Here is a 14,356-nt window from a genome sequence, read left to right as displayed (position 1 = left end):
TTTATTGGTGGCCAATTACGGACAAAAAACGGCTCATAATCAGGCGTTGGCTTGGCAAGATGGTTCACCGAGCATGTTACAGCTTTGGTTTGAGCAGCAATTAGGCCTGTTAGGCTTACCTGAACAGGAACAGCAGAAAAGTCATTGGCTGCGTTGGGCGCAACAGAAAAAATTGATCATAAGTGACTTTGAGAAAATGGAAGAAGCGCTGCGTACGATGAACCTTGCAGAAGTGCAACGTTTATTAGTGGCGCAACGTATGCCTAGAGCACAGCAAGTGGCAGCACTTAATGTCTTGAATTTTGGTCACCGAGCAGCCGCTATAGCTGTGTCTGAATTAGGTGATGAGCAGAGCGTGAACAGTCGTGATCCATTACGCCGGCAGGCTTTAGAAGCGCTTAAAACATTTCCACAAGGCGCGCAAATAGGTTGGCAGCAGCGTGACTTTGGCGGTGTTGTGTATTCTGGTGCAAAGGCCTCGGTTGCAAAGGTTTTAGATGATCGTTGGTATGCACGCATTAATGCGGATCAAGGGCAGCTTGAAGTTAAAGACAGTAAAAAAGGAGCTTTAACTAACGAAAAATATGTGGAATTAGCGCTGAATCGTCAGTTATCCCGCGGCAGTTTAGATTTAAGCATTAACCATAGCGATTCTGATGTGAGTTCACGTAGCGGTATTTCCATCGCTAGCAATTGGCAAGTATCGCAAAAAAGTAGTCTGAGTTTAGGTTATGACTGGCGTGACCGCAGTGAAGCTTCAGGCTTAATGTATGGCTTAGGCCAAGAAAATCGCTTGTGGTTACGTGGTTATAGGCAAGTCACAGGGCGTGACTCTATATCTTGGGGGGTGGAGAAAACACAATATGAAACCCGAGATAATAAAAAATTAGGCAGTGGTAAAGGCTTTGAATTGCAGCTGGCACATAGTGTGTTTTTTGAACACCCTACGTGGATCTTAAAGGCTGGTTTTGATTATCAAACCAATGCTTTAAATGATAAAAACTTATCTGGTCTGCCAAGTAATCCTGGGGATGGTGTTCCTTTCACCACGGGGTCATTGCTTAGTGAAACATACAAATATGCTTATATTGGTACCAGCTTACAGCGTGGCGTGCCCGGTTTTTTAAACCGCACTGAGCCGCAATATACTTGGCTTATTGATGGTGTGATTGGCCGTCAGTGGCCTGATAATAAAATGACATATGCACTGACTGCTGGGGTTGGGGTACAAGTGATGGGAGATGATGAGCTGGCTTTTACTTTTGGCTATCAATCATCTCCAAAAAATCAACTTAAAAGCCAGTCAGGTGCAACTCTGGGCGTCAGTTACAGTTTACGTTTTGGTCGTTAATTATATAAAAAAGGAAGAAAGCTATGCGAATACATCTTTGGGCAGCGGTGTTTTTTAGTGTGCTCCTCAGTGCTTGCAGTGTTACCACAGGCAATAAGGGGGCTGAGTTTAATCAACAGGCACGTTGGGGGTTGTTGCCGGTAGTTAACTTCTCACAAGCACCACAAGCGGGTGAGCGTACCGAGAAAATCTTACAAAGCGTTTTATCACAACGAGGTATTCAAGTGTATATGTATCCATACCAGCAAAACTCAAGTATGCCGTTGTTAGATGATCAAAAACGCTTAGATACAGCATGGGAGTGGGCCCGTCAGCAGGGTTTTGATTATGTGATCACCGGAAGTATTGAAGAGTGGCAGTATAAAAATGGTTTAGACGGTGAGCCAGCTGTAGGCATTAGTTTGCAAGTGGTTGACCCTGCAACAGGGCAAACCTTGTGGAGTCACAGTGGTGCGCGTTCTGGTTGGTCTCGTGAAAGCTTAGCGGGCAGTGCTCAAAAAGTGCTGAATAAACTTATTAATCAGTTACGCCTCCAGTAATTATGCGAACGCTTTATAACGACTACGTAGTACCGCTGCGCACTCATACTTTAAGTGCTTGGTTGGAAACAGTTTTTATCACTGTTGTTGCTATTGGACTTGGGTATAGCTTGTCCCCACAGGATCCATTTTTGGTGGCCGCTGATTTTCCATGGATGCTGTTTGCGCCTTTATTGGTAGCGGTACGTTATGGGTTGTTAGCAGGCTTATTTAGCGTGAGTTTAATACTTGCAGGGTTACTATTCAGTGTTGAGCAGCAAACGCACCTGCCGATCAGTTATATGGTGGGCTTATTGCTTGCCACTTTTTTAGCGGGGGAGTTTCATGATCTATGGTTGAAAAAGTTAATTCTTTTGCAAAGAGCTAATGAGTACCGTCAGTATCGTTTAGATGACTTTACTCGTTCGTATCGCTTACTGCAGATCTCCCATGATGATTTAGAGTTGCGGATTGCTGGGGGGAACCGCAGTTTGCGCAGTACTTTACAGTCTCTACGTCGTTCTTTACAGGCGGTTGAACAGTCCCGCCAGCCCGACTTGGCTAATATTGCAGAGCAAGCCATGCAGATTTTTAGTGAGCATAGTGCTTTTACTGCTGCTGCTTTGTATCCGGTGGATGCAAAACAAGGAATACAGCTCAAGGCCTTAACTGTTGTTGGGCAGATGCCACAAATTAATATTGATGATGTATTGCTGAAAGCATGTTTAGAGGCTAAACGTACCGTTAGTATTCGTGATGAGCTCCTAGATAAAGGTGAAAACCCTTCTCAGCTGCAAGTTTGTGTACCTTTATTGGATACTGAGCAAAATTGGGTCGGAATTTTGGCTATTGCGCAGTTACCCTTTTTTGCTATGACGGAGCAGACTCTGAATTTGCTGACCTTAATTTCTGGTTACATTGCTGACGCCTTACACGCAAATAAAGCAGTCATGCAGTTACAGGATTCACACGCCCAATACTTCTCGCAACAGTTGCAGCGAGCTGTGCTCAATACTCATAAATATAAATTGAGTGCAGCCCTTTGTGCTTTTGAAATGACCAATGAAAACTCTGAATTGCAAATGTTGCTCGAACACAGTCAGCGTGGTTTAGATTTACAATTGGAGGTGATAAATAACCGTGGATCTCATGTGTTATTAGTGTTGTTGCCATTAACTCGCCCGACTGGAGTGTTAAGTTATTTAGAGCGAATCAATGCATTGGTAGAGCAGCAGTTTCCTGATATGAATCTGGCCAGACTCGCTGTAACAGTGAGGACGTTCCAGCTGGATCAAGCACAATCTGCGGCGGTACGGCAGTTTGTTTACCAAGAGTGTGGCTTAAATGAACAGCAATTGGTTGTTTAACGTTGATGTGCTCAATCCGTTGCTCCAAGTTGAGCAGCTGAGTGGGCTATTGGCTATTCATGTGTTGCTCAGCATTTGTGTGGCAGTGTTAGCGTGGTTGTTATTACCAGCGAAATATCGTTTTCCGATCCAGCTCAGTCTCCCTTTGCTTGTGAGTTTTGCTATGCTGATGCCGGTCGTCGGTGCTGTGGGTTTGTTACTGTTTGTGCTGCCGAGTTTACATTGTCCGAAACGACAGAAAGAGTCTGTCTTGAACGTGCAGGAAAAAATTGAGCTGCCCTATACCCAACTGAAAGAAAAGGCTTCGGTTTTATTTAACGATGGCAGCTTGCAAGATGTACTCACCTTACAAAGTGATGAGCACAAACGGCTCAATGCGTTACTGTCCATTGGTAATATGAAACAGCAGCATGCCATTCCTATTTTAAAAAAAGCTTTGCACGACCCAGCCGATGATATTCGTTTGTTGGCTTATGCGATGTTGGATAAGTATGAGACGCAAATTAATACTCAGTTAGAGCGGGTGCAGGAGCAGTTAGCTGAGGCACAAGGTGCCCAACTGGCACAACTGCATCAACAAGTTGCGCGAAACTACTGGGAATTAGCGTATTTAGGTTTGGCACAGGGAGCCGTGTTTGAACATGTGTTAGAACGCGCACAATTCCATATTCAGCAGGCGATTGACTATAAAGAAACCTCAGAACTGTTGTTATTGCAAGGACGTATTGCTTTGCAACAAAGGCAGTTAGAGCAGGCTCATAAGTGCTTTACACAAGCGTTAGCGATGGGGATGCATAAACAACATGTTATCCCTTATCTAGCAGAAATAGCTTATGAAGCGGGTCGTTACCATGAGATTCCTGCGTTGTTGGCTCAATTACCGGAAGCTATACGTCAGCGCTATCCTTTTTTAGCAATCGTGGGTTATTGGCATGTCAGCGCATAAAACGAGTGCAGATATTTGTTTGTTATTGGAAGGCACTTGGCCTTATGTACGCGGTGGCGTTTCCAGTTGGATCAATCAAATGATTCTTGGCATGCCAGATGTGACATTTTCAGTTTTATTTATTGGTGGAGCGCGGGATGCTTATCCTGAGCGTCAATATGAGATTCCAGAGAATGTTAAGCATATTGATGAAATCTATCTTGAGGATACGTGGAGTTTAAAAAATGATCTGCCACAGCGGGTGCAAGAGCCTAATAATACAGAGGCGATTGCTGCATTTTTTAACTTCTTACATGCCGAACAAGTTCCGAGTCTTGCCACGGGTGAGCGGGTGCTTGAGTCCTTGCTCAAAGGGGAGGTGACGCGGGATTTAATCATGCGCACTGAAAGCAGTTGGCAGGTTTTATGCGCAGATTATGAGAAAAATTGCAGTGCCCCTTCATTTATAGACTATTTTTGGACGGTGCGTACCATGCAAGCGCCCTTGCTAGCGTTGGCAAGCATGGCGCATCATTTGCCTCGAGCTAAGGCTGTGCATGCTATTTCCACTGGCTATGCTGGTTTTATGGGCTGTGTGCTACGCAAACTCTGGGGCTGCAATTTTATTTTGAGTGAACACGGTATTTACACTAAAGAACGTAAAATTGACTTAGCCCAAGCACAATGGATTGCGGAAAGCTCGGATCAAACTTTACGTGGTGGCTTGGCCCCCAGTTCCAGTTATATGCGTGCACTATGGATTCGGTTTTTTGAGCGCATTGGGTTGTTGGTGTATCAGGCAGCCAATCCGATTGTGTCCTTATATAATGGGAACCGTTTGCGTCAGATTGAGGACGGAGCTGCAGAACAGCGCACTTTGATCATTCCTAATGGCATTAATCTAAAAGCTTGGGAAGGCATTCCAGAGCAGCGAGCAACAGGCGGGAAGCCAGTCATTGGTTTGATCGGTCGGATTGTACCCATTAAAGACATTAAAACTTTTATTCGCAGTGTTCGCAGCCTAGTGAATAGCATCCCTGATGTGCAGGCTTGGATTGTTGGGCCGGAGGAGGAAGACCCACATTATGTGAGCGAGTGTCGTAGCTTAGTAAAAAGCTTAGGATTGCAAGCACAGGTACAGTTTCTAGGTTTTCAAAATATCAAAGAAATCCTTCCAAAAATGGATGTGATGGTGCTGACATCAATCAGTGAAGCACAGCCCTTGGTGATTTTAGAAGCCTGGGCTGCTGGAACTCCTGTGGTCGCTACTGATGTAGGGGCGTGTCGGGAAATGGTTTGCGGGATTAGCGAAGAGGATAGAGCGATTGGGCCGGCTGGCGAGGTGGTGGCGATTGCAGACCCGTTAGCCAGTGCACGCAGTATCAGTCGTATTTTACAAGATCCAGTATATTGGCAAACACTGCAGAGAAATGGTTTGCAGCGTGTGAATCGGTTTTATAGTGAAGCGCTGATGTTAGACCGTTACCGCGCACTGTATCAGCATGCAACGGAGGTGCAGTAGATGGCAGGTATTGGTTTTCAGTTGCGTAAAATTTTAGCTAAAGACACTTATGGAGCAACTTTAAGGGCCTATTTGTATGCAGGGATGATCAGCTCAGGTCCATGGGCTTTGTCTATTTTAAGTGTCATGGTGATTGGTTTATTAAGCCTAGGAGCTTTGGTTCCCGCTTTAGAAGTGCGGCAGTTTTTGATTTCTGTCACTTATTTGATGGCGAGCTCTTTGATTTTTACTGGCGGCTGGCAACTGTTTTTTACCCGTTATATTTCCGACAGGCTGTTTGAGCAGCGTGATGACACTGTAATGCCCAATTTATTAGGCATTCTTTTACTGATCACTGTTACTGCCAGTGCAATGGCTTTGATCAGTATTGTGTTCCTGTTTCAAGGTACTACATGGCTGTATGGCGTGCTGATGTTTAGCAACTTTGTGGTGCTATGTAATTTGTGGATTGTGATTATCTTTCTCTCGGGGATGAAAGCCTATAATCGAATTTTGCTGACGATGTTGTTGGGTTATAGCGTAATGATCGGGGCAAGCTTATTGTTGGATCAATGGAAAGTTTATGGACTGCTCAGCGCTTTATTAATTGGTCATGCCACTTTATTGTTCGTGTTTTTAGCGGAAATCTTACGTTTATATCCATCTGGTAAATTGGTTTCTTTTGAGTTTTTAAAAAGTACGCGATTATATTTCAGTTTAATTATGACAGGGTTGCTATATAACTTTGGCATCTGGATTGATAAGTTTATTTTTTGGTTTAATCCAGAAACCTCTCATCAAGTCATTGGTCCGCTACGTGGTTCATTACTTTATGATTTACCCATCTTTTTAGCTTATTTAGCCATTATTCTGGGTATGGCTGTCTTTTTAGTAAAAATCGAAACGGATTTTGCTGAATGGTATGAAAAACTGTTTAATGCTGTGCGTGATGGTGGAACATTAAGCTATATCCATCATGCTCGTGATGAGATGACTGGCGCTATCCGAGAAGGCTTGTTTGCTATTTGTAAGATTCAAGCAGTAACCATTGTGGTTTTACTGATTTTTGCACCTAATATTTTGGATTGGTTGGGTATATCCCGTTACCATTTACCGTTGTTTTATATTGATGTGGTGGGGGTGAGTATTCAAGTGGTGTTTATGGCTTTACTGAATGTGTTTTTTTATTTAGATAAGCGCACCATCGTATTAAGTTTATGTGCATTATTTGTGGTGTTAAATGCAGGTTTAACCTTGCTCAGTCAGCAGTTGGGGCCGCTATATTTTGGTTATGGGTTTACTTTATCGCTTTTGGTTTGTGCATTAGTGGCATTGTATCAATTGTCTAAAACGCTGGATTCATTGGTTTATAGCACTTTTATGCTACGTACTGACTAGATCAGTATTATTGAATACTTAAGGTGGAGCTTATTTTTTCTGTAGTATGGGAAGCAAGACGTTCAATAAATGATCTAATAAAGGTGAGTAATGAAAAAACTAAGCACATTTTTGCTGACGATTGGGCTCACGTTGAGTATAGCAACGCAAGTTGCGGCTGCTGACTTATTTGATAGTTATCGATTTGGAGACAGTCACTCTGCTTTTACAGAGGAAAAAGGTTACTACGATTGCTCAGCACAAATGGGCATGATGTCCCGCTGTCTGGATGATATACCCTTTACAAATGAATCATTCAGCTTAGCTTTATCCTTCACTGATAACGGTTTGAAGTCAGTAACCTTATTGAATGCTTATGATGATGCGCTGTTTGCCAAGGTGATGGGGGCTTTGACTCAGAGCTTTACTTTGGTCGCTTTACAAGGACCTGTACAGCTTTTAGATATGGTGCAGCTGTCTAATAGCCTTGAAGATAAAGACAAAATACTGCCAATTGTGAATCAGTTTGAAGATATCAGTTTGGCTCAAGGTAAGCTTTCTTACATTTTAGTTGAGCGACCGGCAAATGAGTTATTGAAAATGAGCAACAGTGCAGAGGCTGTGAGTAAATCACCCAACGATACACGTTTAGCTGAATTGACAATTTTTGCTGACTCAGAAGTGGGTAGTTATTTATATATACAATTTTCTTTGCCTAAATTAGAAATGGAACGTAAACGTAATAATTAAATGTTTAGGTTTAGGACTTAGAAATTGAACCGAGCGTATTGTTCATGTTTATGATGTCAGCGTCCATAAGCGTCAGTTGCAGCTCGTACCTTAGTTTAAAGGGGCTCGCTGCTAAAGCTGCAGCGAGACCTTATTGATAGCATCAATAGACATCTTCTAAATAACGTCCTTGAGCTTTTAAATGCGCAACACTGAGGTGTAAAGGTTGGACAATATTGTCGAATACTTGGCTGACGCCATTAGCCATGTCACGACTACCACACACCAATACTTGTGCGCCTTTTGCAATCAGTTGGCGTAGGTCTTGCGCATCGGCTTGAATAGCATCTTGTACATAGGCTTTTTCTGTTGCACGAGAAAAGGCTGTATTTAAGGCACAGAGACGCTCATCTTTTAGGTAGTTGTTGAGCTCTGGTTCATATAGAAAGTCTGACTCAGGGTTGCGACCACCCCAATATAGATACATTGGATTGTGGGCAACATTTTGACGGATAAAGCCGGCTAGTGGACCAATTCCGGCGCCAGCGCCAACCAAAATGATTGGTTGGGTGCCACGAGCCGGGCGAAAGCTTGGGTTGTGTTGAATAAATCCATCGATCTGATCGCCAATATGTAAGTTGTGTAAAAAGTTTGAGCACAAGCCCTGCGGTTGTTTACGTACACAAATTTCCAAAACACCATCGTTACTGGATGAGGCGAGTGAATATAAGCGTGGGCTGTGCCCCTGAGGTGGGGTGATGCCGAATAAATCGCCTGGTGCAAAGGAAGGGACTGGCTGACGCTTTTTTAAGCGCAGTGTATGCCACAGTTTTTTGGATGATTGCACAGGTTTAAAACGTAATATGCTTGTGGGGGCATTCACCGCAACGCCGTAATCGATACGATCAATCAGCTGAAAAGTTGTCGTTGCTGCCGGTGCTGGATTATGGTTGAGTGTCAGAGCTATATTGAGGTGCTTACTGATGTCTTCCCCCCAGTGGCGAAACTCTGTTGCTGAGCAACGGTTAATGCGCGTGATAGGCAGTATGCGCTGTAAGCCTTTTTGACTGAGAGCCTGATCCACATCTAAGCCAAACTGGCAAAATTTAGGAAATTGCTGATCACCAAAGCCAAGCACTGCATAGTGCAGTTGTGGTTTAGGATTAAAGAGGTCTAACTGAGCGAGAAATTTATTGGCGTTGCTCGGTGCTCCACCATCACCATAAGTGGACGTTAAGATAAATAAGGTTGTGGCTTTGGGGTAATCACTGGCTAATTCATTCATCGCGGCGCAGTGCACAGTTTTACCAGCTTGTACCAACTGCTGCTGTAAGTTTTGTGCAAAGCCCCAAGTGGAGTTGCCTTCAGAACCAACTAAGATAATAGTGTCTGCTTGTTCGCTCTTGGCGCTGACGGTTGGTTTTAGCGTGTTAGAACGGCGTTGCCACCATATTTTTATGCCTGTCATGCACAGGGCTGGTACGCCAAGTGAAGCGAAACCTAGCAGTAGACCAAACCACCAAAGGCCTTTACCTGTATGTAATACGGTGATCCAGTGTTGTAATTGTTTGTTGCCGGATGAAGGGGTGAACTGCAGTAATTCACCGCTAGCTTGGTCGATATAGCCCGCCCCTTGAGTAGTAGTCAGTGAGTAAAAATCCTTAACATCATTAAGGTAGGGGAAAACCAATTCTTTGAGTTGTAAGCTATCTACGTTTTGTAGAGCGGTTAAAGTGCCTACAGGCACGGGGGTGCCCCCTGAGACTTGCTCAGGAAAGCTAGGCTCATTGTTGGCGGCATCAGGTAAAATCCCAAAGTGCACTGACGACATATAGCTGCCGGTTAGAGCTGAGATCAATAAAGCAACCACTGTAAAGCGGGCCAACTCGGCATGAACGCGCTGGCTTCCGGAGCCTGCAATCGGGCGCAGTAATGCAGACCAACCGCCTAAGCGTTGTACCAGTAAGGTGATGCCGGACAGGCATATCAATACCATTAAAACAGCTGATATACCGGCCAATGCACGACCGCTGTCACCGAGTAAGAAAGAGCGATGGAGGTTCTTAACCCAACGTGCCCATGTGGATGGTTGGTAAGGTGCAAGATAGGTTCCCTGGATAGGATTGACTAAAACCGCGCTTGGTTGATTATCACCGTTGTGATAAACAATGATTTCACCGGATGCTGTGCGGGTAATTTGTTCGGTCGTAGGAAAGTTTGTCAGTACTCGCTCAGCCAACTGGGCCACAGAAAGTTCACCTGCGGCAGGTATGATGGCTGCTGAGCGTTCCAAGCTGGGTACTATAGATAAAACGGCGCCAGAGGTTGTCAGTACTAAGAAGAATAAAGTAGCGAGCAGTCCGGGTAAGCCGTGAAGCTTGCGTAACATGATGAATGTCCCTTGGGGTTATTTCAGATCGTAGGTGAATGAGCGTACATAACCACGACCAGATACAACTTGACCAGCACCGGAACGGGTCAATGGTACAATGATTTCAGCACGGTTTTCGCGCATATCTTCTACTGCGGTATCAATGCGTAATTGATAGCCAGCATCAATGAAGGCGTCGTCCACCTCTAAGGTATGAGTAAAAGTCTCTCCGCTGGTGATGCTAGCTCCGCTGATACCGTCATACTCAGCTGCTTTTAGACCGCTACCACGTGCCCAGTCACGTAAGTGCTTGTAATATTTGCTTTTCTTGCCGGATATCCAGAGGGTTTTTTGGTATTTACCGTTTACGTCAGTGAGGTAGAGGGCGACGTAAGCACCGTCACCACCATAGTTATTCAGCTGTGTGGTGAAGTTTATGGGTTGTGCCTGTGCGTGTACCGATAGGGTAAGTGCACCGGTGAGGCCAAGGGCAAAAAAAATCTTGTTCATCATGATGCTCTCCTTAAGTTGAGCAGTGCGTGGCGGGGTGAGCCGCCACTGGGGTTGGCTCTTACTGTGATTGGGTGGCTAGAGTAGATGGCTCTTGATGTTGTGGTGCAGGGGTGACTTTGTTGAAAGTTTCAATGAGGTGACGAAAGTCCTCATTATCTTTGGCATTGTCACGATTAATTTTGATTTTAATTTCCATCAGGTTCAGTGAAGCAGGGGCATATTCAGCTTTAACACGATGGCCGTTGGCGTCTAATGCTTTTACTTCATAACAGCCGTCATCGACTTTAATGCGTTGGATATCCCAGCCTTGCTCCTCTAGTTGTAGACGTAGTGTTTCCCGTGGTTGCCAATCAGATACTGGGTCAGTGCAGTCATCGTCAGCCAAAGCTGCGGTGCTTAGAGCAAATAATGAAAGTGTCAGTGCAATGGGTTGGATTTTCACGATAGGTCTCCTCAGAGTGGTTAGTGGCAAGTTTAAGGGGGCAACCTGACAGTACGCTGAATTTTTAAAAATAAATGTGCAGGTAGCGAGAACAGCTGTTCAGGCTGCTGTCAGCTAGAGCTTGTAGTATCTTGCTGCAAAGGAGTGGGCGTCTGGTTTAATGTTAAGTGCTGTATTGAAAGGATGTAGTGCTTATGACGTCGATTGATTTTAGTACAAGGGGGTGGTTGTGCATCCTCGTTAAACTGGAGGAGTAGGATGCGAGTGCTATTGGTTGAAGATACACTGGGTTTAGGTGAGGCAGTCCGTGATCAAATCAGTGATGATGGGCATGCTGTGGATTGGGTGCAGACTTTAAGTCAAGCTCAAGCGAGTGTGCAGTCCACTCAATATGATTTGATTTTGTTGGATTTAATGTTGCCTGACGGGCATGGTGTCTGCTTTTTAAAACAGCTGCGCAGTAGTGGGGCTGTGACGCCCGTGATTATTTTAAGCGCATTGGATCAGGTCAGCGAACGTATTGCAGGGCTGAATGCAGGAGCCGATGATTACCTTATTAAACCTTTCGATCTTTTTGAGTTATCAGCACGTGTGGCGGCTGTCGCGCGTCGCTATAGCGGAAACCCTAATCCAGTATTGCAGGTTGGGGATTTAAGTATAGATTTGACAGGGCACAGTATTAGTCGAAAGGGTGACTCAATTGAATTGACAGCTCGAGAGTGGGCTTTGTTTGAGGGGTTTATTCAGCATCCTGGGGCATTGTTATCACGAGCTCAGCTAGAGGATCGTTTATATGCCTTTGGTGCGGAAATCGAGAGTAATACCATTGAGGTCTATATCAGTCGCTTGCGAAAAAAATTAGGGCGAGAGGTGATTGTGACGGTGCGTGGTATGGGCTATCGTTTGGGGTCTTATGCAGCATAAACCGAGCTTACAGAAGCGTCTGGGTCTTTGGCTCATTGCCAGCGTGATTTTATTGTGGTTAGTGGCCGTGGCTAGTGCTAGCTTCATTGTGCGCTATGAAATGAATCAGGTGTTTGATAGTGCGTTAGAGGAAACGGCGCAACGTATTTTACCTTTAGCGATTGCTGATATTTTAAGCCGCGACAGCGATACAGGGCCACAGCGTGCTCCTGCTTTACAGGCTCACCATGAATATTTGACTTATGTAGTGCGCCAGCGTAACGGTGAGTTACTCTTGCAGTCCCATGATGTAGATTTGCGTGTTTTTGCGACACTCCCGCGAGCGGGTTTCTATGAAACTTCCAGCCATCGTTTTCATGGTATAGCTGCTGTGCAAGGTACCATCTATATTGAAGTAGCGGAGCCCTTAGCTCATCGTCAAGCGGCATTTTTGCGTATCACTTTGTCGTTGCTCAAGCCTTTGTTGCTGTTAATACCTTTTAGTTTTATAGGCGTCTGGTGGCTGACGCGTCGTGCTTTGCGTCAAGTGGTTCAGTTGCAGCGTTTGGTGGAGGTCCGTGATGCAGGCGATCTATCTAAAGTCGAAGTGCAGGCTTTGCCAGAAGAGTTTGCTCCTTTAATCGATACTGTAAACCGATTACTGGCCCGTTTACGTCGTGCTTTGGATGCTGAGCGCAGTTTTACCGCCAATAGTGCTCATGAATTACGCACGCCATTGGCGATTGCTTTAGCTAAGTTGCAGCGTCTACAACTTCAGTTGCAAGATGAGCCGCTCAAAACTCAAGTGCAAGAAATTGAACACTCACTGCGCAGGTTGTCACGCTTATCGGAAAAGCTACTGGAATTGGCTAAAGCAGAAGGAGGCAGTACACAAAACGAACAGCTCAATGATTTAGTCCCCATTATACAAATGCTGGCGCGCGACTACGCTTATAAAGCACCTGGACGTATGCTGTTGCAGTTACCAGAGCAAGCGGTTAAATCTCACTTAGATCCTGATGCATTCGCTATTTTGTTGCGTAATCTTATTGAAAATGCTCTGTGCCATGGTGATCCACAGCAACCGGTGATCATTCGCTTGAGTGCAGATGGGTTGTTACGTGTCATCAATGGCGGTACTGTGGTGCCAGCAGAGCAACTGGCAGTATTGCGTCAACGTTTTGTACGTTCGAACAGTAAAAGTTTGGGAGCTGGTATTGGCTTAGCCATCGTTGATGCCATCACCAGTAGTGCTGGTATTGAGCTGCATCTATATTCTCCGGCTAGAGGTCGCTGCGATGGTTTTGAGGTGTCATTGAATATTATTGTAGTCGTGTGAGGTCTCGTACTGTAATAGGCGCTTTACGGATGCTGCCGGCATAATGACTGGGATTCTATAGGGCTTTCTTCATATTTGCAGGCTTAACCAGCTTAGGCTGCATTTGCCTGCGCTTGCGAGTTGATCATTACTAGGGAACAGCTAAGAGCCTCGCAACATTACTAAATGTGGATGGTTATTGCTATAGCAGATGTCAGCAGTTTGGACGATGTACGTTGTGAACAAGCTGCGTCAAACTTAGTAGAAGATAAACCTTAGTTTGTCGTACGTTTATTTGTTTGACCGCTGCTTGGGCGGACGTCTCATGCACCATCATCATTGGAGAGAAAGCAATGACCCAGAGGTCCTCAAGTTTTAAAGCGATTATTATTGTTCTGGTTGTTTTTGCATTGTTGGTTTCAGGGTTATGGTATTGGCGAGAACATCGAACCAATCCAGGTGTTTGGGGCGTCGCTGGGCCCATTGATGTCAAGACTATTACTGTCACCCCAGAGATCGCACCAGTGAGCTTGCAGGCTTTTGGTGAGTTGCGGGCGGTCCGGCAGGTGATGTTAGCAGCTGAGGTGGCAGGTCGTGTGGCAGATATTGCTTTTGAAGCTGGACAACATATCGAAGCAGGCGCGATGCTGATTAAGCTAGACGATGCAATTGAACAAGCTGACTTAGCAGCGGCACAGGCTCAAGCTTCTTTTACACGACAGCAATATGCACGGGCAGAAAAGCTTTCCCACTCAGGCGCTACGTCTAAAGAGGTGCTGCATCAGCGACAAACTGAGCGTGATCAAGCTGCAGCTCATGTCAAACAATTGCAAGCCCGCATTCGTAATAAACACATTCGAGCGCCTTTTGCCGGAGCACTGGGGTTGCGTCATGTTGATCTTGGGCAGTATGTCATGGACTTCCCCTAAAACACTAGACACTCCTTAAGTTAGAATAAACCTTTAGGAGAGCATCATGGCAAAACCACGTTTTACACCTGAATTCAAAGCTGAGGCCATCAAACAAATAACCGAACGCGGT

The 14,356-nt window shown here is 45.1% G+C and carries 13 protein-coding genes; 10 read left to right on the top strand and 3 right to left on the bottom strand.

Annotation, left to right across the window (positions count from 1 at the left end):
• Positions 1–73 precede the first annotated feature (73 nt).
• The 7 genes from TOI97_RS13410 (at position 74) to TOI97_RS11245 (ending at position 7,789) form a co-directional block, all read left to right on the top strand.
• Positions 74–1,351 (top strand): hypothetical protein, encoded by a 1,278-nt coding sequence (locus tag TOI97_RS13410; protein ID WP_456077551.1) that lies wholly within the window; start codon positions 74–76, stop codon positions 1,349–1,351.
• 23 nt (positions 1,352–1,374) lie between these two features.
• Complete coding sequence (locus tag TOI97_RS11270; protein WP_321554229.1) at positions 1,375–1,890, top strand: penicillin-binding protein activator LpoB; 516 nt, start codon at positions 1,375–1,377, stop codon at positions 1,888–1,890.
• A 2-nt stretch (positions 1,891–1,892) separates the two neighbouring features.
• Complete coding sequence (locus TOI97_RS11265) at positions 1,893–3,236, top strand: PelD GGDEF domain-containing protein (RefSeq protein WP_321554228.1); 1,344 nt, start codon at positions 1,893–1,895, stop codon at positions 3,234–3,236.
• Positions 3,214–4,182: a tetratricopeptide repeat protein gene (locus tag TOI97_RS11260; protein WP_321554227.1), complete on the top strand. Its 969-nt coding sequence runs from the start codon at positions 3,214–3,216 to the stop codon at positions 4,180–4,182. Before TOI97_RS11265 ends, TOI97_RS11260 begins: the two co-directional genes overlap by 23 nt.
• On the top strand, positions 4,169–5,683 hold the full coding sequence (pelF, locus tag TOI97_RS11255; RefSeq protein ID WP_321554226.1) for a GT4 family glycosyltransferase PelF: 1,515 nt from the start codon (positions 4,169–4,171) through the stop codon (positions 5,681–5,683). Before TOI97_RS11260 ends, pelF begins: the two co-directional genes overlap by 14 nt.
• Positions 5,684–7,060 (top strand): exopolysaccharide Pel transporter PelG, encoded by a 1,377-nt coding sequence (pelG, locus tag TOI97_RS11250; RefSeq protein ID WP_321554225.1) that lies wholly within the window; start codon positions 5,684–5,686, stop codon positions 7,058–7,060.
• 90 nt (positions 7,061–7,150) lie between these two features.
• Entirely contained in the window at positions 7,151–7,789 is a 639-nt protein-coding gene (locus TOI97_RS11245) for a hypothetical protein (RefSeq protein WP_321554224.1), read from the top strand.
• Positions 7,790–7,931: 142 nt separating this feature from the next.
• Here TOI97_RS11245 and TOI97_RS11240 read toward each other — a convergent pair whose 3' ends face one another.
• The 3 genes from TOI97_RS11240 to TOI97_RS11230 all read right to left on the bottom strand — a co-directional run bounded on the left by TOI97_RS11240 (position 7,932) and on the right by TOI97_RS11230 (position 11,094).
• The gene (locus TOI97_RS11240) at positions 7,932–10,157 is read right to left on the bottom strand and encodes a PepSY domain-containing protein (RefSeq protein WP_321554223.1); all 2,226 of its coding nucleotides are present in this window, start codon (positions 10,155–10,157) and stop codon (positions 7,932–7,934) included.
• Between the two features lie 18 nt (positions 10,158–10,175).
• Positions 10,176–10,649, bottom strand: coding sequence for a DUF2271 domain-containing protein (locus TOI97_RS11235; protein WP_321554237.1), 474 nt, complete (start codon positions 10,647–10,649; stop codon positions 10,176–10,178).
• A 61-nt stretch (positions 10,650–10,710) separates the two neighbouring features.
• Positions 10,711–11,094 carry a PepSY domain-containing protein gene (locus TOI97_RS11230; protein ID WP_321554222.1) on the bottom strand — a complete coding sequence of 128 codons (384 nt, stop codon included), beginning with the start codon at positions 11,092–11,094 and terminating at the stop codon, positions 10,711–10,713.
• Between the two features lie 258 nt (positions 11,095–11,352).
• On the opposite strand from TOI97_RS11230, the gene TOI97_RS11225 reads away from it, so the two are divergent.
• The 3 genes from TOI97_RS11225 to TOI97_RS11215 all read left to right on the top strand — a co-directional run bounded on the left by TOI97_RS11225 (position 11,353) and on the right by TOI97_RS11215 (position 14,244).
• Complete coding sequence (locus TOI97_RS11225) at positions 11,353–12,018, top strand: response regulator transcription factor (RefSeq protein WP_321554221.1); 666 nt, start codon at positions 11,353–11,355, stop codon at positions 12,016–12,018.
• Positions 12,008–13,336: a sensor histidine kinase gene (locus TOI97_RS11220; protein WP_321554220.1), complete on the top strand. Its 1,329-nt coding sequence runs from the start codon at positions 12,008–12,010 to the stop codon at positions 13,334–13,336. Before TOI97_RS11225 ends, TOI97_RS11220 begins: the two co-directional genes overlap by 11 nt.
• A 332-nt stretch (positions 13,337–13,668) precedes the next feature.
• On the top strand, positions 13,669–14,244 hold the full coding sequence (locus tag TOI97_RS11215) for an efflux RND transporter periplasmic adaptor subunit (RefSeq protein WP_321554219.1): 576 nt from the start codon (positions 13,669–13,671) through the stop codon (positions 14,242–14,244).
• Positions 14,245–14,356: the final 112 nt, after the last annotated feature.

This window comes from Denitrificimonas halotolerans (assembly GCF_034259425.1).
In the GTDB taxonomy this organism is placed as follows: domain Bacteria; phylum Pseudomonadota; class Gammaproteobacteria; order Pseudomonadales; family Pseudomonadaceae; genus Denitrificimonas; species Denitrificimonas halotolerans.
The sequence above is the reverse complement of the archived record's forward strand: the minus strand, read 5'-3'. Positions and strand labels throughout refer to the sequence as shown.